19 protein-coding genes and 3 tRNA genes are annotated in these 21,505 nt (G+C 70.7%); 11 read left to right on the forward strand and 11 right to left on the reverse strand.

Annotated features, from left to right (window positions below; genetic code table 11):
• Positions 1-73: 73 nt before the first annotated feature.
• Positions 74-514 (reverse strand): hypothetical protein, encoded by a 441-nt coding sequence (locus ACWCO3_RS11830; RefSeq protein ID WP_145778164.1) that lies wholly within the window; start codon positions 512-514, stop codon positions 74-76.
• A gap of 131 nt (positions 515-645) precedes the next feature.
• Between ACWCO3_RS11830 and ACWCO3_RS11835 the strand changes: the two genes are divergently transcribed.
• Entirely contained in the window at positions 646-1,353 is a 708-nt protein-coding gene (locus tag ACWCO3_RS11835; RefSeq protein ID WP_145778163.1) for a DUF2786 domain-containing protein, read from the forward strand.
• A gap of 40 nt (positions 1,354-1,393) precedes the next feature.
• Here ACWCO3_RS11835 and ACWCO3_RS11840 read toward each other — a convergent pair whose 3' ends face one another.
• Positions 1,394-1,918, reverse strand: a complete 525-nt coding sequence (locus tag ACWCO3_RS11840) for an SRPBCC family protein (protein WP_145778162.1) — start codon at positions 1,916-1,918, stop codon at positions 1,394-1,396.
• A 156-nt stretch (positions 1,919-2,074) separates the two neighbouring features.
• On the opposite strand from ACWCO3_RS11840, the gene ACWCO3_RS11845 reads away from it, so the two are divergent.
• Positions 2,075-3,049 (forward strand): hypothetical protein, encoded by a 975-nt coding sequence (locus ACWCO3_RS11845; protein ID WP_450009808.1) that lies wholly within the window; start codon positions 2,075-2,077, stop codon positions 3,047-3,049.
• A gap of 236 nt (positions 3,050-3,285) precedes the next feature.
• Here the strand turns inward: ACWCO3_RS11845 and ACWCO3_RS11850 are convergent.
• The 8 genes from ACWCO3_RS11850 to ACWCO3_RS11885 all read right to left on the reverse strand — a co-directional run bounded on the left by ACWCO3_RS11850 (position 3,286) and on the right by ACWCO3_RS11885 (position 8,845).
• A tRNA-Phe gene (locus ACWCO3_RS11850) sits at positions 3,286-3,359 on the reverse strand.
• A 99-nt stretch (positions 3,360-3,458) separates the two neighbouring features.
• Positions 3,459-3,532 (reverse strand) — tRNA-Asp (locus tag ACWCO3_RS11855).
• A 31-nt stretch (positions 3,533-3,563) separates the two neighbouring features.
• Positions 3,564-3,636, reverse strand: a tRNA-Glu gene (locus ACWCO3_RS11860).
• A 154-nt stretch (positions 3,637-3,790) separates the two neighbouring features.
• On the reverse strand, positions 3,791-4,567 hold the full coding sequence (locus ACWCO3_RS11865) for a polysaccharide deacetylase family protein (RefSeq protein WP_450009810.1): 777 nt from the start codon (positions 4,565-4,567) through the stop codon (positions 3,791-3,793).
• 77 nt (positions 4,568-4,644) lie between these two features.
• A complete protein-coding gene (locus ACWCO3_RS11870; RefSeq protein WP_145778160.1) occupies positions 4,645-5,589 on the reverse strand; it encodes a MerR family transcriptional regulator in 945 nt (314 codons plus the stop codon).
• On the reverse strand, positions 5,579-6,196 hold the full coding sequence (idi, locus tag ACWCO3_RS11875) for an isopentenyl-diphosphate Delta-isomerase (protein ID WP_354883110.1): 618 nt from the start codon (positions 6,194-6,196) through the stop codon (positions 5,579-5,581). The genes ACWCO3_RS11870 and idi overlap by 11 nt, the downstream gene beginning before the upstream one ends.
• On the reverse strand, positions 6,193-7,674 hold the full coding sequence (gene crtI, locus ACWCO3_RS11880) for a phytoene desaturase family protein (protein WP_145778158.1): 1,482 nt from the start codon (positions 7,672-7,674) through the stop codon (positions 6,193-6,195). Before crtI ends, idi begins: the two co-directional genes overlap by 4 nt.
• 28 nt (positions 7,675-7,702) lie before the next feature.
• Positions 7,703-8,845: a polyprenyl synthetase family protein gene (locus tag ACWCO3_RS11885; protein ID WP_450009813.1), complete on the reverse strand. Its 1,143-nt coding sequence runs from the start codon at positions 8,843-8,845 to the stop codon at positions 7,703-7,705.
• A gap of 64 nt (positions 8,846-8,909) precedes the next feature.
• Between ACWCO3_RS11885 and ACWCO3_RS11890 the strand changes: the two genes are divergently transcribed.
• Positions 8,910-9,833 carry a phytoene/squalene synthase family protein gene (locus tag ACWCO3_RS11890; RefSeq protein ID WP_450009815.1) on the forward strand — a complete coding sequence of 308 codons (924 nt, stop codon included), beginning with the start codon at positions 8,910-8,912 and terminating at the stop codon, positions 9,831-9,833.
• On the forward strand, positions 9,830-11,155 hold the full coding sequence (locus ACWCO3_RS11895; protein ID WP_450009817.1) for a cryptochrome/photolyase family protein: 1,326 nt from the start codon (positions 9,830-9,832) through the stop codon (positions 11,153-11,155). Before ACWCO3_RS11890 ends, ACWCO3_RS11895 begins: the two co-directional genes overlap by 4 nt.
• A gap of 6 nt (positions 11,156-11,161) precedes the next feature.
• Here the strand turns inward: ACWCO3_RS11895 and ACWCO3_RS11900 are convergent, their stop codons facing one another.
• Positions 11,162-12,226 (reverse strand): serine hydrolase domain-containing protein, encoded by a 1,065-nt coding sequence (locus ACWCO3_RS11900; protein ID WP_450009819.1) that lies wholly within the window; start codon positions 12,224-12,226, stop codon positions 11,162-11,164.
• A gap of 91 nt (positions 12,227-12,317) precedes the next feature.
• Between ACWCO3_RS11900 and ACWCO3_RS11905 the strand changes: the two genes are divergently transcribed.
• The 7 genes from ACWCO3_RS11905 to ACWCO3_RS11935 all read left to right on the forward strand — a co-directional run.
• Entirely contained in the window at positions 12,318-13,793 is a 1,476-nt protein-coding gene (locus ACWCO3_RS11905) for a dihydrolipoyl dehydrogenase family protein (protein WP_145778153.1), read from the forward strand.
• A gap of 272 nt (positions 13,794-14,065) precedes the next feature.
• Positions 14,066-15,070, forward strand: coding sequence for a LacI family DNA-binding transcriptional regulator (locus ACWCO3_RS11910; protein ID WP_358162332.1), 1,005 nt, complete (start codon positions 14,066-14,068; stop codon positions 15,068-15,070).
• A 332-nt stretch (positions 15,071-15,402) separates the two neighbouring features.
• A complete protein-coding gene (locus ACWCO3_RS11915; RefSeq protein ID WP_450009822.1) occupies positions 15,403-16,782 on the forward strand; it encodes an ABC transporter substrate-binding protein in 1,380 nt (459 codons plus the stop codon).
• A gap of 90 nt (positions 16,783-16,872) precedes the next feature.
• Positions 16,873-17,829, forward strand: coding sequence for a carbohydrate ABC transporter permease (locus tag ACWCO3_RS11920; protein WP_145778150.1), 957 nt, complete (start codon positions 16,873-16,875; stop codon positions 17,827-17,829).
• Between the two features lie 12 nt (positions 17,830-17,841).
• On the forward strand, positions 17,842-18,729 hold the full coding sequence (locus ACWCO3_RS11925) for a carbohydrate ABC transporter permease (protein WP_145778149.1): 888 nt from the start codon (positions 17,842-17,844) through the stop codon (positions 18,727-18,729).
• Between the two features lie 101 nt (positions 18,730-18,830).
• Complete coding sequence (locus ACWCO3_RS11930) at positions 18,831-20,468, forward strand: glycoside hydrolase family 13 protein (RefSeq protein ID WP_423436329.1); 1,638 nt, start codon at positions 18,831-18,833, stop codon at positions 20,466-20,468.
• 135 nt (positions 20,469-20,603) lie between these two features.
• Positions 20,604-21,505 (forward strand): glycosyl hydrolase family 28-related protein (locus ACWCO3_RS11935; RefSeq protein ID WP_450009824.1); only part of this gene is annotated, 902 nt, incomplete at its 3' end.

Consider the following 21,505-nt stretch of genomic DNA (forward strand, 5'->3'; position numbering starts at 1 on the left):
GGCGCCGCCGGGCGGGGTGACTGCGCGGTCGCGGCGCCCGTCGGGGGGCGGACGCCGCGACCGCGCGCGGCACTCAGAACGCGTGGTACGCGATCAGCGGCTCGTACTCGTACCGCAGGTTCTCGAAGCGGACCCGGAAGTTGACCCCGTCCCGGACGTTGGTCGCCACCGTGATCCAGCCCGAGTTTGCCGGCAGGTACGTCCAGTAGTTGCAGGCACTCGTCTTGTCGACGAAGATCACGCACGCCTCGGTGGCGTACACGCTCGCGTTGCGGACGTTGATGTCGCGACAGCGGGTCGTGGTGCGGTACTGGCCGGCCGAGCCGCCGTAGCGGCCGCTCTCGAAGTACGACCGGACCGCCCCGCCGTAACACGTCGCGAGCGGGGCGAAGGCATTGGTGCCGGGGGCGGCCGGCGTGACCGGCGCGGATGGGGCAGCCTGTGCGGGTGCGCCGGCGAAGAGCAGCGCGGTGGCCGTGGCGACGGCGAACAGGCGAGCGGTCGGGGATGGCATGCGGACAAGCCTCCGGGAACAGTTAACTGACCGTCCGGATTGGACTGATCATCGGACGGTGACGATGATACGTATCGATCGATTCTGTCGTGGCCCCGTTGATGTCCGCCCCGTGTGGTAGCTCTGTAGGCATGTCCGAGGCCATGCTCAGCAAGGTGCGCAAGCTGCTGGCCCAGGCCGAGGACCCGGCCTGCACGCCCGCCGAAGCCGCGGCGTTCACCGCCAAGGCGACCGAGTTGATCGCCCGCTACGGCGTGGACCGAGCGCTGCTGGCCGTCCACGACCCGACCACCGATCCGGTCGGCGACCGGGTGCTGGACGTCGTCGCCCCGTACGCCCGCGACAAGGTCGGTCTGCTCGCCGCCGTCGCCGAGCCGCTGCGCTGCCGCTGCGTACGCCGTCGGCAGGGCAACGGCTTCGCGCTGCACCTCTTCGGCTTCGCCAGTGACCTGGAACGGGTCGACCTGCTCTTCACCTCACTGCTCGTGCAGGCGGCGCACGGCCTGGCCGCCACCCCGGTGCCGGAGGACGACCATCCCGCCGCCTTCCGCCGCTCCTGGCTGGCCGGTTTCGCCGAGGTGATCGGGGGTCGACTCTGGGCGGCGGAGACGGCGGCGGCCAGCGAGTCGGGCACACCGTCGGTGGCGCTGGTGCTGGCCGACCGTTCCGACCGGGTGCAGCGACGGCTCAGCGAGGAGTACCCACGGCTGCGCACCGCCCCACCGCGTCGACTGGGCGGCACTGGGTTCGGTTCGGGTGCGGAGGCCGGCCAACGCGCGAACCTGGGTGGCCGAGACCTGGCCGGTCGCTCCGCTGCCGATCGGCGACTCGGCCGGTGAGCCGGCGCGCCGTTCTGCTGCTGATCGGCAGCTCGGCCCGTCAGGCGGAAATGCCGGGGTGGCGCGACAGCGTGCCGACGTAGCGGGTGAGCAACTCGTGCCAGCCAGCGGTGAGCGCCTTGCGGTAACCCTCAGCAGCCTCGCCGTGCCTGTCGAAGTGCCGGTGCTCCAGCTCGATCCTCGTACGCTCCGGCCCTTCCGGTAGGAACAGCACCTCGACCTCACTAGCCCGGGCCGGATCCGGCACCGGTGCTCGGTCGGGGCCGATCTGCCAGGCGAAGACCAGCCGCCGCGGCGGGTCCCAGGTGAGCACCCGCCCCCAGTCGGCGCGAAAACCGTACGGGCCGATCTCGTAGAGCATGCCGCCGGCCCGTGGCTCCATGCCCAGCTCGTCGAGAGCGTCCGGGCCGGACCAGGTGTATTCGGTGACCCACCAGTCAGTCAGCTGGGCCGTGAAGACCGTGAACGCGTGCTCGGCCGAGCTCGGGACGAGGAGACTGCACCGCAGGGAAAACCGGTCGACGTCCTGCCGGATGTCGGCCGGATCAGTCATTTCCTGTCCCATAGGCCCGGACCATACCGGCTGATGCCCGGGTGTGCAGCTTCGCGCGGTGCCCGGTTCCAGACAGAGGGTCGCCGAGCCGTCACGCACGGGATGCCCGGCCGGAAAGCGGGTAACCGCGCCGACGACCGGGACTCTGTGCAGGCGGGGCGGGAGATCATGGGCGAGAACGGGCAGCAACGGGGGGCGGACCGGAACGTCGACAACGTGGACCCGGACGTCCTGCTCGACATTCCGAAGGTGTCCGTCGACTCGATCCGGCTGGCGGTCGACGGCCTGGACGCCGACCTGTCGCTGCGGGCCCGGGTGGCCAACCTCCTTCAGGTCGACGCCGGCGTACGCGTGCACCTGAGCGGCGTCGAGCTGGACGTCAACGGGGTGCACGCCGAGGCGCAGCTACGGGTGCGGTTGGAGCAGTTGACCAGGATCCTGGGGCGGGCGCTCGACACCCTCGACAGCAACCCGCAGATCATCGAATCGCTCGCGCGTACGGCCACCGCCATCGACGACGTGAACCGCAGCGCGCAGCAGTTGGCGGCGGGTGCGGCAGAGGTCCGGGCGTCGGCGCGGCGCTCCGACGGCGTACTCGATGAGTTGGGTCAGCAGGTGGGCGCGGTCGGTGCGGTCGCCGACCGTGACCGACCAGGTCCTGATCGCCCGGGTGCTGATCGGCCTGCACCAGGTCCGGTCAGTTCGGAGCCGAAGGCCGGAGGCCCGGGGCCGCGGGCCGGCGGCCCTGGGCAAGCCGGTCAGGCGCGACCGGCGGTCCAGCGCCCGGAGGCCCCGCATCGGGAGGCGCGTGAGCCAGATGGCCCGCACGAGGGGTCGCGTCCTCCCGAGCGGGAGCGGCCCGAAGGCTCAGGCGGTGGGGTACGGCCGGCAGGGGCGGGCCGGGGATCGGACGAGGCGGCTGGGCGACCCGGTGGCGGGCCCGATCGGGGTCCTTCCGGAAACGGGGGCCCGTCCGGAGACGGTGACGGCGGTCTGTCGGCTGCGACGCAGGCTGCCGCCCAGAACGCGGCGCAGTTCGCCGAGCAGGCCGGGGAGACGCTGCGACAGGCTGGACGCAGCGTGTGGGAGGCGATCCAGGGCGGCATCGCGCAGCACCGCCCCCAGAGTCACCGCGACGAATGACGCCCGGTCCGGCCGGCGATCTCGCCCCTCGCGATCCGGCCTCCGCTTGGTCCACACGGGTTCGGGGAAGTTGCGGTGTCGGAAGCGCTGGGATACCGCGATTTCGGGGAAGTCGTGTTGATCACGCGGAAACTGGACGCCGTGGGCGGGAGGGGGTGCCAGTACCGGCGGAAACAGCAAGATCCCCACCTGCGTATTCGCTGGTGGGGACCTCTGTAGCCCGGCGAAAGGCTATGTGGCCAGGGGCGGGGTCGAACCGCCGACCTTCCGATTTTCAGTCGGACGCTCGTACCAACTGAGCTACCTGGCCGTGTCGCTCGGCTCATGCTACCCGGCTACCGGATGAACCGGTGGCAGGGCGACCTGCTCCGATACGCAGAACGCCGCGCGGGGCGCGGCGTCAGCGCTGCGGTCCTGACGGGACTTGAACCCGCGACCTCCGCCTTGACAGGGCGGCGAGCACTCCAACTGCTCCACAGGACCTAGCTTGTGTTGCTCCGGCTTGCGCCGGTCGTGCCCCCAACGGGATTCGAACCCGTGCTACCGCCTTGAAAGGGCGGCGTCCTGGGCCGCTAGACGATGAGGGCGGCCCCGCCATCATTGCACACTCGCAACTTCAAGCGGACTTGCTCCCATCCGGCCCCGCCGGAGGCTTCGAAAGCATACGTGATGCCTGGTCGGTCGACAAAATCGGTATCGGCAAGGGCTGGCAATGAGGCATAACAGCAGGTCAAAGGTGGTCTAGCGGAGTTTGGTGATGCCGAAGCGCTTCTTCAGGTCGGCGATCAGGTGAGGGCAGGCGGCGAGCGTCGCGGCCCGGTTGCCGCCCCCGTCGTGCAGCAGCACGATGGCACCGGGGCGGGCGGCGGCGTGGATGCGCTTGCCGATCGTGGCGGCGTTGGGCTTGTCCCAGTCCTGCGGGTCCACCGACCAGTGCAGCGGGTGCATGCCGAGACCCTTCGCGACGTCCAGCACCTCCGAGGTCCACCGGCCGCCCGGCTGCCGGTAGAACGGCACCTTGGCGCCGGGAGCCGCCTTCTGGATGGCCTTGTTGGTGCGGGCCAGGTCGGCCTGGATCTCGTCGACCGGCCGCCGGGCCAGATCGAGATCGTGTCGCCAGCTGTGGTTGCAGAGCTGGTGCCCCTCGCGGACGATCCGCCGGACCAGGTCCGGGTGACGCTGCACCTCACGGCCGACCACGCAGAAGGTGGCGGTCACCTTGGCGGCCCGCAGTTGGTCGAGCACCTTGGGTGTCCAGGCCGGGTTGGGCCCGTCGTCGAAGGTGAGGACCACGGGGCGTTCGCCGGTGTTGCGTCGCAGGCCGGCCGGGAGCTTCGCCGGCAGCGGACGCAGCGGAGGCTTGGGCGGCTTGCTGACCGTCGGCTGCGGTGACGGCGACGTGCTCGGCGTCACCGGCTGCGGCGCACTGGCGGGCGCGATGGTGCGTTCCGGCTGCGCACAGCCGGACAGGACCAGCGCCACGGCGAGGACGGACGCCAGGAAGGCGCGGGCTTGCATCTGCTGGCTCCCGGGGGGGGTCGGGGTAGGCGGACCCGCCCGACGGTAGTTCACGCGCTCAGCGGGCGACAGTGCGATCAGTCACGCGTCGACTGGTCCAGGGAGTCCCGGACGGCGGCGGCAAGCGATACCGCCTCGGCCAGGTCCACCGGCCGCACGACCCCGGCGGGCAAGGTGTCGGCTCGCCAGCCGGGGCCGGCGGCGAGCGCCAGCAACGGGCGGCGTGGTGCGGCGAGCAACGCGCTGAGCTGGGCCGGGTCGGCGGTGGCGCGGGTGTGGGACCAGAGCACCACGGCAGCCGGTCCGGTCCGGTTGACCGCCTCGACCAGAGCAGCCGCCGGCACCCGGGCGCCGAGCATCCGGTAGCTGACCCCGGCTTCCGCGAGAGCCGCGGCCAACGCCTCCAGCGGTAGGGTGTGCTGCTCCTCGTCGGCGCAGGAGAGCAGGATGCGGGCCGGGCCGGTGGGCACCCGGGCTCGACTGGCTGCCGCGAGGGCCTCCGAGACGCAGCGGGACACCAGGTGTTCCACCTCGATCAGGCCAGTGGTTGCGGCGTGGCGTTCGCCGATGCCGGCGAGCACCGGACGCAGCAGGCCCTCCCAGGTGGCGACGACCCCGCTGGTGGCCAGGGCGTGCGCGATCGTCTCGCTGATCGCCGCCGCGTCCAGACGCATGGCGGCGCGGGCCAACCCACGGGCTGCCGGCCCGGCACGCCCCACCGGGATGCCTCCACCGCCGTCGCGGCTGGGCGGCTGGATGCGGCGGGGAGCGGCGGTGCCGTTGGGTGACGAGTCAGGTGCCTGGCGGGCCCAGCGGGCCGCCTCGGCAGGGCTCACCCCCTCGGCGGTGAGCCGTCGCATGATTTCGAGACGGGCCAGATCGGCCGGTGTGTAGCGGCGATGGTGACCAGGGACGTGTTCACTGGGCCCGAGCCCGTAGCGCTGGTGCCAGGTGCGAAGGGTCGTGACCGCGACCCCCAGCCGGCGTGCGACCGCACCCGCGCTCAGCGCCTCATCGACCACCCGACCGCTCCGCCGTGTCGTCCGCCGATCCGGGCGGGGTCACGGCCAGGCCGGGTGCGCCGGACGTGGACCCCGAGGGGCGCAACAGCCGGTTCACCACCCCGCCCAGCCAGGGCGCGTACGACCGGGGGTCGCGTTCCAGCTCGGTCTCCAGTGCGCTCGGGTCGGCCCACCGCAGCTCGGCCACCTCGTCCGGGTCCGGCAGCAGCGGAGCGGAGGGGAGAAAGTCACCCCGCAGCACGTGGTCGTACTCGAATTCGACCCGACCGGTCGCCGGGTCCTCGGCGTAGTAGACGTAGACGCCGACCTCGGTCAGCTCGACCGGGCCCGCGCCCAACTCCTCGCGAAGGCGCCGGTTGGCGGCCTCGGCGAGCGACTCGCCCGGACGGGGATGGCCGCAGCACGAGTTGGCCCAGCGCAGCGGGAACCGGGTCTTGACGGCGGCCCGGCGCTGGAGCAGCACCTGACCGTCCGGGTCCACCAGCAGCACCGAGAAGGCCCGGTGGAGCTGCCCCGGCGGCTGGTGCGCGGCGGAGACTGTCGTCTCGCCGTGCGCCTCGCCGGTCTCGTCGACCAGTTCGACGAGGTGCCCCTCGCGACTACTCATCGGCCTTCCCCGGTGATCCGGCCGGCGGCGAGCTTGCCGGAGATGAGCACCATCGGCACGCCGACCCCGGGCTGTGTCCCGGAGCCGACGAAGACCACGTTCGACAGCTCGCGGTGCAGGTTCGACGGACGGAACGGGCCGGTCTGGAAGAGGGTGTGGGCGGCGGCGAACGGCGTGCCCGCGGCCATGCCCTGCTCCTCCCACTCGGCCGGGGTGATCGCCCGCAACACCTCGACGCCGGCGCCGAAGCCGACGTAGCCGCGCTCCTCCAACGTGCCGATCAGCTGGTCGCTGTAGCGCTGGGTCAGGTCGCCGCGCCACTCGAACGGAGCCCGGTGCAGGTTGGGCACGGGGGCGAGCACGTAGTAGGTGTGCCGGTCCGCGGGGGCCACCGACGGGTCGGTCCGGCTCGGATTGGTCACCAGCAGCGACGGGTCGGTCATCAACTCACCCCGCCGGATGACCTCATCGAAGGTGCCCTTCCACGCGCGTCCGAAGTGGATGTTGTGATGGGCGATCTTGTCATATGCCTGTCGGGAGCCGACGTGCAGAACGACGCAGGACGGTGAGTAGGTGAGCCGTCGTGCCGGAGCGGCCGGGAGCAGGTCCCGGTAGGCGACCGGCAGGTCCGGGTTGAGCACCACGACGTCCGCCCGGATCAGTTCGCCGTCCGCGGTGAGCACACCTGTGGCTCGGCCGTTCGCGGTCTCCACCCGGGTCACAGTGGTGTCGTACCGGATCTGTACGCCGTGCTTCTCGGCCGCGCCGGCCATCGCCCTGGAGACCGCGTGGATGCCGCCGCGCGGGAAGTAGACCCCGGCCACCGAGTCGAGGTACGCGATGACCGTGTAGATGGCCAGCGCGTCGTGCGGCGCGAGGCCGGCGTACATCGCCTGGAAGGAGAAGATCCGCTGGGTACGCGGGTCCCGGAAGAATTGGTTGATCTTTGTTTGGAGACGCCGGAACGCCCCACCGGCGAGCAACTTGAGCAGGTTGCCGGTGAGAAGGTCGGTCGGCGCGTCCAGGTTGCGCTCGATGAAGTCGGCCCGCTCCAGACGCCACAGCTCCCGCGCGTAGTCGACGAAGCGCAGGTAACCATCGGCCTCACGCGGCCCGCAGGCCCGGGAGATCTCGGCGGCCATCCGTGTGGTGTCGGTGAGCACGTCGAGGGTCGAGCCGTCCGGGTAGTACGCCCGGTAGGCAGGGTCGAGCGGGGTCAGGTCGAGCCAGTCGCGCAACTCCTCACCGACCGCACCGAGCGCCTCGGCGATCAGGTCGGGCATGGTGAGCACCGTCGGACCGGTGTCGAACTCGTAGCCGTCCACGGCGAGTCGACCGGCGCGCCCACCGGGCACCGGCTCGCGTTCCAGCACTGTCACCTGCCGGCCGCTGCCGGCGAGGTGCAGCGCGCAGGCGAGCCCACCCAGTCCGGCCCCGACGACCACCACCCGGTCCGTCCGTCCCGTCACCGTCCGCACGTGACCACCTCCTCGAGAAAGTCGCTCATCAGGCCCGCCGGTTGGTGGCGGCGGTGGCCAGCCCGGTCAGCGCGGTCCGCGCCGTCCGGTCCACGGGTGCGCCGTCGAGCGCCGCCAGCGCGTCACTCACCCGCTCAGCGATCATCCGCTCCACCCGGGTCACGGCACCGGTCTCCACGACCAGCTCGGCGAGGCGGTCGACCGGCCCGTCGGCGGCCCGCTCCAGCGCCCGGAGCTGCGCCGGCGTGGCCAGCTCCCGGGCCAGCATGAGCAGCGTGGTCGGCTTGCCGGTGCGGAGGTCGTCACCCGCCGGCTTGCCGGTGGCGACCGGGTCGCCGTAGACGCCGAGCAGGTCGTCGCGGAGCTGGAACGCCTCGCCGACGGCCAGACCGTAACGGGTGTACGCGGAGACCAGCGGATCGTCGTGGGGGACGCCGGCCAGGCAGGCCCCGAAGAGCAGTGGTCGCTGCACGGTGTAGCTGGCGGTCTTGTAGCGGGCCACCCGCAGCGCCCGGTCGACCGACCAGTTGGCCGGGTCGTTCTCGCCGAGCACGTCGAGATACTGCCCGGCGACCGTCTCCACCCGCATCTGGTCATAGCAGCGGCGAACCTCGAACAGTCGGGCCGACGGCACCGTGGCCTGGGCCAGCAGCCGATCGGCCCAGACCATGCAGAGGTCACCGATGAGCACGGCGACCGCCTCACCGAACCGGCTGGGATCACCTCGGTGGCCGGCGGCGACGTGTTGTTCGGCGAGCGCGACGTGCGCGGTGGGGCGGCCTCGGCGGGTGGTGGACGCGTCCATCACGTCGTCGTGGACCAGGGCGAAGGTGTGCAGCAGCTCCAGCGCGGCCAGCGCGGGCAGCACGGGGGGCAGTGCCTCGACGCCGCCGACCGCACCGCGCCACCCCCAGTAGGCGAACGTGGACCGGATCCGTTTGCCGCCGACGAGGACGGCGTCCCGCGCGGCTGCGGCGAAGCGGCCCATCGACGTGTCGATCTCGGCGAGGGTGTCGACCTCGGCGGTGAGGAACGTGCTCAGGGTCTCGTGCACCGCCGCGATCAGGTCCTGGGTGTACGCGGCCAGGACGGCGCGGACCGGATCGTCCCCGTCCCCTGGCCCCGTCGGCGCCACGCGGGTCGCGTTGCCCGCAACTGCGTCGTTGGCCATGCGGCTGAGCGTACCCTAGGCTACGAGTTGCGTCGATTGGTGCGTCGATAATTGAGGAGGGCCGGTGGACACTGATCTCACCGCTGCCTATGACCGGTGCCGTGAGCTGCACAAACGCCACGGCCGCACCTACTATCTCGCCACCCGACTGCTCCCCGCTTGGAAACGACGACATGTGCACGCCCTCTACGGGTTCACCCGGTACGCGGACGAGATCGTGGACCGCACCGAGGACCTTCCCCAGGTCGAGCGGGCTGCCCTCCTGGACGACTGGGCCAGCCGTTTCATGTCCGGCCTGCACGGTGCCCCCGTCGACGACCCGTTGCTGCCGGCCGTCCTGCACACGATCGCCGTCTTCGATCTCGACCGGGACGACTTTGCGTCGTTTCTGAAGAGCATGGCGATGGACCTGACAGTCACCGCGTACCCGACGTACGACCACCTGCTCGACTACATGGAGGGTTCGGCGGCGGTGATCGGCACGATGATGCTGCCGATCCTGGGCAGCTCCGACCCGGTGGCGGCGCGGGAGCCGGCGCGGCAGCTCGGCTTCGCCTTCCAGCTCACCAACTTCATCCGGGACGTCGCCGAGGACCTCGACCGGGGCCGCACCTACCTGCCGGACGAGGACCTGGCGAAGTTCGGGGTGACCCGCGAGGAGCTGGCCGAGGCCAGCGCCCGGGGCCGCGGCACGCAGCGGACCCGGGAGCTGATCGAGTACGAGGTGACCCGCGCCCAGGCGCACTACGCCGCCGCCGCTCCGGGCATCACCATGCTGGCGCCCGCCTCACAGGCCTGCATGCGCACCGCGTACGCCCTGTACGGCGGGATCCTCGACGAGGTGGCCGCGCAGGGCTACGACGTCTTCGCCCGCCGGGCCCTGGTGCCGCAGCGGCGGCGGATGGCGGTCGCCGCCCGTGCCCTGCTCACCTCGACCGGTACGCCGGTCACCATCCCCGGGCCGACGGTCCAACCGGAGACCCGGTGACCGCGAGCACCGCGATCGTGCTCCTCACCCGCGACCTGCGGGTGCACGACCACCCGGCGCTGGCCACGACCTGCGCGGCCTTCGACCGGGTGGTGCCGCTGTACGTCCTCGACCCCACCCTGGCCGACCTGTCGGCCAACCGCACCCGGTTCCTGCACCAGGCGCTCGCCGAGCTGCGCGTCGAACTGCGCGAGCGTGGCGGTGACCTGGTGGTCCGGCACGGTGACCCGGTGGCCGAGACGATCCGGCTGGCCGGCGAGGTGGGTGCCACCGCCGTCGCGCTCTCCGCCGACGTCAGCCACTACGCCCGCCGTCGGGAGCGGCGGTTACGCGCCGAGTGCGACCAACACCGGCTGCACCTGCGACTGTTTCCCGGGCTGACAGTGGTCGAGCCGGGTGCCCTCCAGCCCGGTGGCGGGGGCGACCACTACCGGGTGTTCAGCCCGTACCACAGGTCCTGGGCCGCCCGGCAGTGGCGCGAGGAGTTGGCCGCGCCGGACCGGGTGGAGCTGCCCGGCGGTGTGCGGGTGGGCGGTCTACCGAAGCCGCCGCCGGGAGACTCGCCGGACGCTGCGGTCGGCGGCGAACGGGTTGCCCGCCAGCGGCTCACCGACTGGCTGCCCGACCTGCACCGGTACGACGACCAGCACGACGACATGGCCGGCGACGACACGTCCCGGCTCAGCCCGTACCTGCGGTTCGGTTGCGTGTCCCCACTGGCGGTGGCCAACCGCGCTGGCGACCGGTCCGGGCCGTTCGTTCGGCAGCTCTGCTGGCGGGACTTCTACTACCAGGTCACCGCCGCGTTCCCGGACATCTCCACCTCGGCGTACCGGCGGGGCGCCACCGAGCAGTGGCGCTACGACGACGACGCGTTGGCGGCCTGGACCGAGGGGCGGACCGGGATGCCCATCGTCGATGCCGGGATGCGGCAGATGCGTACGCAGGGCTGGATGCACAACCGGGCCCGCCTGATCACCGCCGGCTACCTGACCAAGCACCTCGGGCAGGACTGGCGACCCGGGGTGGCGGTCTTCTTCCGCTGGCTGCTCGACGGGGACGTGGCCAACAACTCCGGCAACTGGCAGTGGGTCGCCGGCACCGGCAACGACACCAAGCCGTACCGGGGGTTCAACCCGGTCCGGCAGGCCGAGCGGTACGACCCGGACGGCGACTACGTACGCCGGTGGGTGCCGGAGCTGGCGGAGGTGCAGGGCAAGGCCATCCACCAACCGTGGCGACTGCCCGAGGCGCTCCGCCGGACGCTCGACTATCCGCCGCCGCTCTCGGTGCCCGGCACCGACCCCGTCTGGCTGCGCTGACCCGCGTCAGAGGCAGGAGTGCAGCACCTCGACCAGCTCGTCCACCCGGTCGTGCTCGGCCAGGTGCGCCGTGGCGTACGCGAAGGCGTAGCCGCGCTCCGGGTCGGCCCACGCGCTGCTGCCGCCGATACCGCCCATGCCCCAACTACCGTCCGGCTCCCACTGCATGCCGAGCGTCCACCGGACCTGGCGGTCCAGCAGCAGGTCCGGCCCGTCGTACTGGACCCGGGTCGCCTCCGCCACCAGCTCCGGGCTGAACAACCGGACCCCGTCCAGGGCGCCACCGGCGAGCAGACCGGCGTAGAGCCGGGCCAGGCCGGACGCGGTGGCGTGCAGGTTGACCGCGGGCATCTCGGCAGCCCGCCAGAGCGGGCTGTTCAACACGGCCAGGTCCAGCCCGCCGGACGGGTTGCCCAACGCGCGCGCCCGCAGTGACCCCGGCTCGCCGAGCTTCCGAGCCGGCCACTGCGGGTCGCCGTAGCGCATCTGCGCGCAACGGCGTTGGTCCGCGTCGGCCAGCCCGAAACCGAGGTCGAGCTGCCACCGGTCGGCGATCTCCTCGGCCAGGAACCGGCCCACCGATCGCCCGTCGACCCGCCGGACCAGCTCGCCCACCAGGTGCCCGTACGTCCAGGCGTGCTCCGCGGCCACCGAGCCCGGTGCCCACTCGGGGTCGGCCGCGGCCAGGTCGTTGGTGAGCAGCGCCCAGTCGGCGACCGCGGTGGCCGGCCGGGGCACCGGGAAGGCCGGGAGCCCGGCGGTGTGCGACAAGACCTGACGCACGGTGGCCGGCGTGCGGAACTCCGACCAGTGCCTGTCGACCGGCGCGTCGAGGTCGACCTGCCCCCGGTCGACGAGCATCAGCAGGCAGAGTGCGGCCACCGGCTTGCCCACCGAGTAGACGTTGGCGAGCGTGTCCGGTCGCCACCGCTCGGCACCCGTCCGGTGGCCCCCGACCAGGTCGACGACGGGCTGCCCGTCGTACCAGATGACGAGGCCGGCGCCGGTCTCCCGGCCGGAGCTGAGCAGGTCGTGGAAGCAGTCCCGGACCGGGGCGAAGCGTGCGTGCATCCCGACACGGTAGGCGGCCCGGACCGGTGAGCGCGCCGACTTTTCTCCGACCCCGGTGGTTCGGGCGGTGTCGCTGGGGGATGCTGTCCCGGTGGCAGATCCGGAGCTGGTGGATGTGGTCGTGGTGGGGCTCGGGGTTGGCGGCGAGGAGGTGGCCGAACGGCTCGCCGAAGCCGGCCTGAGCGTCGTCGGCGTCGAACGGGACCTGGTCGGCGGGGAGTGCCCGTACTGGGGCTGCATCCCGAGCAAGATGATGATCAGGGCGGCCAACGCTCTCGCCGAGGCTCGCCGTGTCGACGGGCTCGCCGGGACAGCGCAGGTCCAGCCCGACTGGGCGCCGGTGGCGAAGCGGATCCGCGAGGAAGCCACCGACACCTGGGACGACACTGTCGCTGCCGAACGGTTCATCGGCAAGGGCGGCCGGCTCGTTCGGGGCAGTGGCCGTCTCGACGGCCCCCGCCGGGTCCGGGTCGGTGACCAGGTCTTCGAGGCCCGGCACGGGGTGGTGCTGGGCACCGGCACCCGTCCGTCGGTGCCGCCGATCGACGGCCTGGCCGACACGCCGTACTGGACCAACCATCAGGCGATCGAGGTCGAGGAACTGCCGGAGTCGTTGCTGGTGCTCGGCGGCGGCGCGATCGGCCTGGAACTGGCGCAGGTCTTCGCCCGCTTCGGGGTCCGGGTGACGGTGGTGGAGGCGCTCGACCGGGTGCTGGCCGTCGAGGAACCGGAGGCGTCCGAGGTCGCCGCCGCCGCGCTGCGCGCCGACGGCGTGGAGATCCACACCGGGGTACGCGCCGAACGGGTCGAACACGACGGCACAGGGTTCACACTGCGGGGCAGCGGCGGGGCGGCGTACACCGCCGACCGACTGCTGGTGGTGACCGGGCGAAAGGCGCACCTGACCGAGCTGGGGTTGGACACGATCGGCCTGGACGCGAGTCAGCGCTACCTACCGGTGGACGACCGGTTGCACGTCACCGACCACGTCTGGGCGGTCGGCGATCTGACCGGCGAGGGCGCCTTCACGCACATCGCCATGTACCAGGCGGGGATCGTGATCGCCGACATCCTGGCCCGCGCCCGACAGGCACAGGCCGGGGCGGACGCCAGCGGCACGTCGAGCGTGGTCGGCGGGGCGATGGGCGCGTCCAGCTCGCTGGCCGCCAGCGGTTCGAGCGGGTCGGCCGGCACCATCCCCCGCGCCGACTACCGCGCGCTGCCCCGGGTGACCTTCACCGACCCCGAGGTCGGCGCTGTCGGGCTCACCGAACGGCAGGCCCGCGATCGCGGCATCAACGTGCAGGTCGGTTTCACCAAGCTGAGCAGCTCGACCCGGGGCTGGATCCACCAGGTCGGCGACGAGGGTTTCATCAAGGTCGTCGCGGATGCCGACCAGGGCGTGCTGATCGGCGCGACCTCGGTCGGCCCGGCCGGCGGCGAGGTGCTGTCCGCGCTGGTGGTGGCGGTGCACGCGGCGGTTCCGCTGAGCCAGCTCCGGCACATGATCTACGCGTACCCGACGTTCCACCGGGCCATCGGGGACGCGCTGCGCGACCTGTCCTGACGACCGCCCCGCCCATGCGGGTCCGGTCTTGATCCACTCGCTTTCATGGAAGTCGCGGTATCCGGGTCTCTCCGACACCGCGACATCATGAAAGCCGAGTCGATCACGACCTGGCCGGTGCGACCTGGTGTCGGTAAGGCGCGGACGCCGCAACAGGGACCCCTATGTCGCCGCCCGAATGGTGGCCGATGGGAAGAGTGCGACAGCTGGACAGCAAGCGCAGGGCATTTTGCTGTTCATTTCTTTCATCGTGACGACGTACGATTGCGTCCGTGACCAAGCGGTTGACTGAAGTTGCCAAGAAGGCGGGCGTCAGCGAGGCCACCGTCAGCCGGGTGCTCAACGGCCGTGACGGAGTCTCGGAGGCGACCCGGACCGCGGTGCTGACCGCGCTTGACGTGCTCGGCTACGAGCGACCCACCAAGCTACGTGGCGAACGCGCCCGGCTGGTCGGGCTGGTGCTGCCCGAGTTGCAGAACCCGATCTTCCCGGCGTTGGCCGAGGTCGTCACCGGGACGCTCGCCCAGCGCGGCTACACCCCGGCTCTCTGCGCACGGACCATCGGTGGTGTCTCCGAAATGGACTACGTGGAGATGCTCCTCGACCACCAGGTCTCCGGGGTGATCTTCGCCGGTGGTTCGTACGCGCTCGCGGACGCCCGGCACGACCACTACCGTCGGCTGACCGATCGGGGTCTTCCGGTCGTGCTCGTCAACGCGGGTGTGGACGAGCTGGGTTTCCCCCGGGTCTCGACTGACGACGCGGTGGCGGTGGAGCAGGCGTACGGGCACCTGCGCTCGCTCGGGCACGAGCGCATCGGGATGGTGCTCGGTCCGGAGGGGCACGTGCCGTCACGCCGCAAACTGGACGCGATGACCCGGGCCGCCGGCTGGGGCGAGGGCGACGCCGAGTGCGTCGAACGTTCCAGCTTCTCGATGGAGGGGGCGCGGGTCGCCGCGACGAAACTGGTCGAGCGTGGCGTCACCGGCATCATCTGTGCCAGCGACGTACTGGCGTTGGGCACGATCCGTGCGGCCCGGCGGCTGGGTCGCTCGGTGCCGACCGACATTTCGGTGGTGGGCTTCGACGACTCCGCGTTCATGACCTGCACCGACCCGCCGTTGACCACGGTCCGCCAGCCGATCGAGACGATGGGGCAGGCTGCCGTCGACCTGCTGGTCACCCAGATCGAAGGTGTCGGTGTGCTTCAGGACGAGCTGCTGTTCGAGCCTGAGTTGGTGGTACGCGGCTCGACCGCTCCCGCCCCTGGTCGCTAGGGACCGCACCAAACGAGCCTTCCGGCCGTCGACCGCCCACGCGGTCGGCGGCCGTTTTCGTGTTGCTCACAGTGAACTTCATCGAATCGATTGAATGACCCGTCATAAAGGAGCAAAGGGCGATATTCCCGGCTGCTTTCAGCCTCTTGCCGATATCTGTCGTCATCACGTCGCGTCCTTTCGTCTCAGGGTCGACACCTTGCTGAAATGAGTCGGCCTCGCTACAGTGACTCCACTCACACCTGGCTCCGACGCAGCTACTGGGCGTCAGGTCGCATCACCGCAGATCAGCGAAGGTCATTGGAGACACCCGTTCCCGAAGGGATGGACAGATGTCCGTACCGCAATACCGAAAGGCTGCGGCGGTCGCGCTCGTGGCCGGCCTGGGGCTCAGCCTCACGGCGTGCTCCACGAAGAGTGACGACAAGGGCGCGACCGCCGGCGGCAAGGTCACCATCACTGTCGACTGCCAGCCGGTCGGTGCCCAGAAAGAGCTGCTGAAGAACTGGAACGACGATGTCGCCGAGTTCCAGAAGCAGAACCCGGACATCGTCATCAAGAGCGTCAGCGTCGGCGAGCAGTGCAACAACCCGCCGGACTTCACCGCCCGGCTGGCCGGCGGCACCGTGACCGACGTGTTCTACGGGTACATGACCGATCTCCAGCAGGTGCTCGACTCCGGTCAGGCGATGGACATCAGCCAGCACGTCAACAAGGACGCGATCCCGACCTGGGACAGCGTCGACCCGGCGCTCAAGGAGGTCTTCACCGACGGCGGCAAGCTCTACGCCGTTCCGGTGAAGAACTACTCGATGGGCCTGGTCTACAACAAGGTCCTGTTCCAGCAGGCCGGGCTGGACGTGAACAACCCGCCCAAGACCTGGGCCGACGTCCGGGCCGCCGCCAAGAAGATCTCCGCGCTCGGCAACGGCATCGCCGGCTACTCCGAGTACAGCGCCGGCAACACCGGCGGCTGGCACTTCACCTCCCTGCTCTACTCGCAGGGCGGACGGGTGCTCAGCGAGGACGGCAAGAAGGCCGACTTCAACAACCCCATGGGCAAGCAGGTCCTGCAGAACCTCAAGGACATGCGGTACGGCGACAACAGCATGGGTGCCCGTCAGCTGCTCCAGTGGGGCGACCTGCTGACGAACGCCGGCGCTGGCAAGGTCGGCATGTTCATCGGAGCGCCGGACGCCACCCAGGCCATCGTCAGCCAGTTCCAGGGCAAGTTCCAGGACTGGGCGATGGCTCCGCTGCCCGGCCAGGACGGCGCGGCGAAGGGGACGCTCGGCGGTGGCGAGGGCTACTTCTTCAAGAAGGACCTCACTCCCGATCAGGTCAAGGCCGGTCTGAAGTGGATTGCGTACCAGAAGCTCACCCCGGGCAAGGGCCAGTTCGACTACGTCCGGGCCAAGCCGCAGAACTACCCGGTGGGTCTGCCCCAGCCGCTGCTCTTCGCCAACGGGAGTGACGCGCAGAAGCAGGAGCTGGAGCTGCGTAAGGCGAACGCGAACGTCGACACGGCGAACTTCGCGCTCTTCGAGGCGACCCCGGTCCCGATCAAGGGTGAGCCGCGCAACGCCCAGGCGGTCTACGCGGTGCTCGACGCCGCGATGTCCGGTGTGCTGACCAACCCGAACTCGAACATCGACGCACTGCTCAAGACCGCCGAGGAGAAGGTCAACCAGCTCCTCGCCGCGGAGAGCTGACCGAGCGTGTGGGGGCCGGGACGCCGACCCGGCCCCCACACACCACACCCGCAGCGCATCTCGACGTCACCGACTCACCCAGGAGTTGCCTTGGCGATCACCACCGTCCCGGAGACCCCCAGGAAACCGGGCCGCCCGCCGTCGCCGTACTCGGCGAGGCCGCAGCGCACGAGCCTCGGCCGCAAGGTACGGGACAACCTCACCGGTCACGCGTTCCTGATCGGGGCGGTGCTCTGCTTCGTCGTCTTCTCCTGGTACCCGATGGTCCGCGGCATCGTCATGAGCTTCCAGCGCACCCGGCGCGGCGAGACCACGTGGGTGGGCTGGGACAACTACTCCCGCATCCTCGCCGATCCGAGCTTCTGGCCGGCCTGGCAGAACACGCTCTACTTCACGCTGCTCGCGCTCGTCTTCGGGTACGCGGTGCCGTTCTTCGTGGCGGTCCTGCTCAACGAGTTCCGGCACGCCAAGGGATACCTGCGGATCCTGGTCTACCTGCCGGTGATGCTGCCGCCGGCCTCGGCGCTGTACCTCTTCAAGTTCTACGCCTACGACCCCAGCGAGGCGGGTCTCTTCAACGCGATCCTGAAGGCGCTGCACCTGCCCACCTCGCAGTGGATGCAGTCGCCCGAGATGACGATGCCGGCCATGGTGCTCGCGTCGACCTGGATGAACATGGGCGGCGCGGTGCTGATCTACCTGGCGTCGTTGCAGAACATCCCCGGTGAGCTCTACGAGGCCGCCGAGCTCGACGGCGCCGGCATCTGGAAGCGCATCCGCCACGTGACGATCCCGCAGACCCGGTTGATCCTCGCGCTGCTGGCGATGATCCAGATCGTCGCCACCATGCAGCTCTTCATCGAGCCGCTAATCCTCGCCAACGGTGCGGGCGCGGAGGACTCCGCGACGTCGGTGGCGTACCTCATCTACCAGCACGGCTTCTTCCAGAACGATCTCAACGGCGCCGCGGCGCTCGGCGTGCTCATGCTCGTGGTGCTGGCCGGCTTCTCCGCCGCCTACCTGCGGCTGAGCGCGAAACAGGACTAGGACGGGCGAGACATGGCACAGGACTCCGGCACCCGGACCCTCATCTCTCACGCGCAACTCCGCCGTGGGCGCGGCCGGTTCATCTACTGGACCCTGCTCACCGTCGTCGTCGTGGGCTTCACCCTCGTCTTCCTCGGGCCGCTCTACTGGATGGTCACCGGCGCGCTGAAGTCCGGTCAGGAGATCGCGCAGAGCCCGCCCTCGCTGTTCCCGAAGGACCCGCAGCCGCAGAACTACATCGACGCGTGGAACAACCTGGACCTCGCCAAGCTGCTGTTCAACACGTTCTACTACGCGGCCGGCGCGGTGCTGTTCCAACTCGTCCTCGACACCGCCGCCGCGTACTCGCTGTCGAAACTTCGACCGGTCTTCGGCAACGTGATCCTCGCCCTGATGCTGGGAACGCTGATGATCCCGGCGATGGTGCTCATCGTTCCGCAGTACGTGACGGTGATCGACCTGCCGATCCTGCACATCAACCTGCTCGACTCACCGTTCGCCATCTGGCTGCCCCTGGTCGCCAACGCCTTCAACATCTTCCTGTTGAAGCGGTTCTTCGACTCGATTCCGGAGGAGTTGATGGCCGCCGCCCTGATGGACGGGGCGTCGTCGCTGCGCACGCTGTGGTCGATCATCCTGCCGTTGTCGCGCCCCATCCTCGGCGTCGTCTCGATCTTCGCCGTGACGGCGGTCTGGAAGGACTTCCTCTGGCCCAAGCTGGTCATGCCGTCGCCGGAGACCCGGACGGTGAGCGTCGGCATCTACGCCTTCGCCGGCGGCACGCCGATGAACGTGGTGATCGCCGCCTCGGTCATCGCGGCGATCCCGACAGTCATCATCTTCCTGATCTTCCAACGGAACATCATGTCCGGTCTGACCACGGGCAGCATCAAGGGATAGCCACGACCGCAACACCCCGCGCGGCGAACAACGACCGTTCGTCCGACACACATACAGGTCCGGCGAACCCGCCGACGTACTGACCCAGAAAGCAGGTGCTCGTGTCCACAGCAGACAGCAGTCCGTGGTGGCGTGGAGCGGTGATCTACCAGGTGTATCCCCGGAGCTTCGCCGACGGCAACGGCGACGGCATCGGCGACATCGCCGGCATCCGGTCCCGGCTGGATCACCTGTCCGCGCTCGGCGTCGACGCCATCTGGTTCAGCCCGTGGTACCCCTCGCCGATGGCGGACGCCGGCTACGACGTGTCCGACTACCGCGACATCGACCCGGTCTTCGGCTCCCTCGTCGAGGTGGAGGCGTTGATCGCCGAGGCGCACGCGGTGGGCATCCGGACCATCGTCGACGTGGTGCCGAACCACTGCTCCGACGCGCACCCCTGGTTCCAGGCGGCACTCGCCGGCGGGCCCGACGCGCCCGAGCGGGACCTGTTCTGGTTCCGGCCCGGCCGGGGCCCCAACGGTGACCAGCGGCCCACCGACTGGGTGGGCGAGTTCGGCGGCGAGACCTGGACCCGCACCACCAACCCGGACGGCACCCCCGGCGACTGGTACCTGCACCTCTTCGCCCCGCAGCAGCCGGACTTCAACTGGGACCACCCCCGGGTGCGGGCGGAGTTCGAGGACATCCTGCGGTTCTGGTTCGACCGGGGTGTGGACGGCATCCGGATCGACTCGGCCGGGTTGCTGGTCAAGGACGGGACGCTGCCCGAGGTCCACCCGGACCAGCCGCACCCGTTCCACGACCTCGACGGCGTGCACGACATCTACCGGGGCTGGCGTCGGGTCGCCGACGAGTACGACGACCGCGCGCTTATCGGTGAGGTGTGGCTGCCGGACCGGCAGCGGTTCGCCAACTACCTGCGCCCGGACGAGCTGCACGCCGCGTTCAACTTCGACTTCCTGGGCTGCGCCTGGGACGCCTCCGCCCTGCGGGAGAGCATCGACGGGACGCTGAGCGCGCACGCGCCGGTCAACGCGCCGGCCACCTGGGTCCTCTCCAACCACGACGTCACCCGCCACGTCACCCGCTACGGTCGGGCCGACACCAGGTTCAGCTTCGCGGCCAAGCGCGAGGGCATCCCCACCGACCTGGAGCTGGGCACCCGCCGGGCCCGGGCCGCCGCGCTGCTCTCGCTGTCGCTGCCCGGTGCCGCCTACGTCTACCAGGGCGAGGAGCTGGGCCTCTACGAGGTCGAGGACATCCCGTACGCGCTGCGTCAGGACCCGATGTGGGAACGGTCCGGTCGAGTCGACCCGGGCCGGGACGGTTGTCGCGTACCCCTGCCGTGGGCTGGCGACGAGCCGCCGTTCGAGTTCAGCCCGGCCGGTGCCGCGGCGCCCTGGCTGCCCCAGCCGGCCGACTGGAAGGACCGGACGGCCAGCGCGCAGACCGGCGACTCGGCTTCGATGCTGGAGCTGTACCGGGCCGCGATCCAGGCTCGGCGGGCCGACCCGGCGCTCGGCGACGGGGAGCTGACCTGGCTGCCCGCCCCGGACGGGGTGCTGGCGTTCAGCCGTGGTGGCGGCTTCGTCTGCGTCGTCAACCTGTCCACCGCGCCGGTGCCGATGCCAGCTCAGGGGGAGTTGTTGCTGGCCAGCGGGCCGCTCGACGACGGGTTGCTGCCGTCCGACACCGCGGTCTGGCTGCGTACCACCACGGCGGCCGACCTGACCTGATCCTGCTCCCCGTGGTGCCGGCGACCCGTCCCGGCCGCCGGCACCACGCCACCCGAACGGAAGGAGGAACGAGGGGGACGCGCCGCACCGACACGGGGGGATCTGGCCTGCCTGACGAAAGGGAGAGCGCAGCTCATGGCCAACCACACCACCGGCACGCCGCACCACCTTCGACACCCGACCCGGGCAGGGTTGGCCGCCATTGCCGCCGCCCTGCTCGCCGCCACCTCGTTGACAGCTCTCGCGGTCACCGGCACCGCAACCCCTGCCTCGGCGGCCGGGCTGTCCCCCTTCGACATCCCCAACCGGGGCGCCACAGTGCCGTTCGTCGAGCACGAGGCGGAGAAGGTCGCCCACAACGGCACGAAGATCGGCCCGGACCGGCGCTACGGCACGCTGCCGTCCGAGGCGTCCGGTCGTGAGGCGGTCACCCTCGACGCCGTCGGCGAGTACGTCGAGTTCACCCTCACCGCCCCGGCGAACGCTGTCACCTTCCGGTACAGCCTGCCGGACAACCCGGCCGGCACCGGCCGGGACGCCACCATCGACCTGCGGGCCAACGGCAACCTGCTGAAGTCGGTCCCGGTCACGTCGAAGTACGGCTGGTACTACGGCGGCTACCCGTTCAACAACAACCCGGGCGACACCAACCCGCACCACTTCTACGACGAGACCCGGGCGCTGTTCGGCAGCACCCAGCCGGCCGGCACGAAGATCCGGCTCCAGGTCTCCTCGACCGCCCAGTCGCCCACCTTCACCATCGACCTGGCCGACTTCGAGCTGGTCGCGCCGATCGCCAAGCCCTCCGGTGTCATCGACGTGGTCACCGACTTCGGCGCGGACCCGAGCGGCGCGACCGACTCGACGGCGAAGTTCCAGGCAGCTGTCGACGCCGGTAAGGCCCAGGGCCGGGCGGTGTGGATCCCGACCGGCACGTTCACCCTCTGGGACCACGTGGTGGTCGACGGGGTGACACTGCGTGGCGCCGGTCCCTGGTATTCGGTGCTCGGCGGCCGACACCCCACCGAGCGGAACCG

It is taken from the genome of Micromonospora sp. NPDC002411, assembly GCF_053592955.1.

Coding starts and splice junctions, on each gene's coding strand:
- ACWCO3_RS11840 (WP_145778162.1), bottom strand. CDS start 1,918: ATGGGACAGGAAATGACTGATCCGGCCGACATCCGGCAGGACGTCGAC.
- ACWCO3_RS11845 (WP_450009808.1), top strand. CDS start 2,075: ATGGGCGAGAACGGGCAGCAACGGGGGGCGGACCGGAACGTCGACAAC.
- idi (WP_354883110.1), bottom strand. CDS start 6,196: ATGAGTAGTCGCGAGGGGCACCTCGTCGAACTGGTCGACGAGACCGGC.
- ACWCO3_RS11915 (WP_450009822.1), top strand. CDS start 15,403: ATGTCCGTACCGCAATACCGAAAGGCTGCGGCGGTCGCGCTCGTGGCC.
- ACWCO3_RS11835 (WP_145778163.1), top strand. CDS start 646: ATGTCCGAGGCCATGCTCAGCAAGGTGCGCAAGCTGCTGGCCCAGGCC.
- ACWCO3_RS11865 (WP_450009810.1), bottom strand. CDS start 4,567: ATGCAAGCCCGCGCCTTCCTGGCGTCCGTCCTCGCCGTGGCGCTGGTC.
- ACWCO3_RS11900 (WP_450009819.1), bottom strand. CDS start 12,226: ATGCACGCACGCTTCGCCCCGGTCCGGGACTGCTTCCACGACCTGCTC.
- ACWCO3_RS11885 (WP_450009813.1), bottom strand. CDS start 8,845: ATGGCCAACGACGCAGTTGCGGGCAACGCGACCCGCGTGGCGCCGACG.
- ACWCO3_RS11830 (WP_145778164.1), bottom strand. CDS start 514: ATGCCATCCCCGACCGCTCGCCTGTTCGCCGTCGCCACGGCCACCGCG.
- ACWCO3_RS11925 (WP_145778149.1), top strand. CDS start 17,842: ATGGCACAGGACTCCGGCACCCGGACCCTCATCTCTCACGCGCAACTC.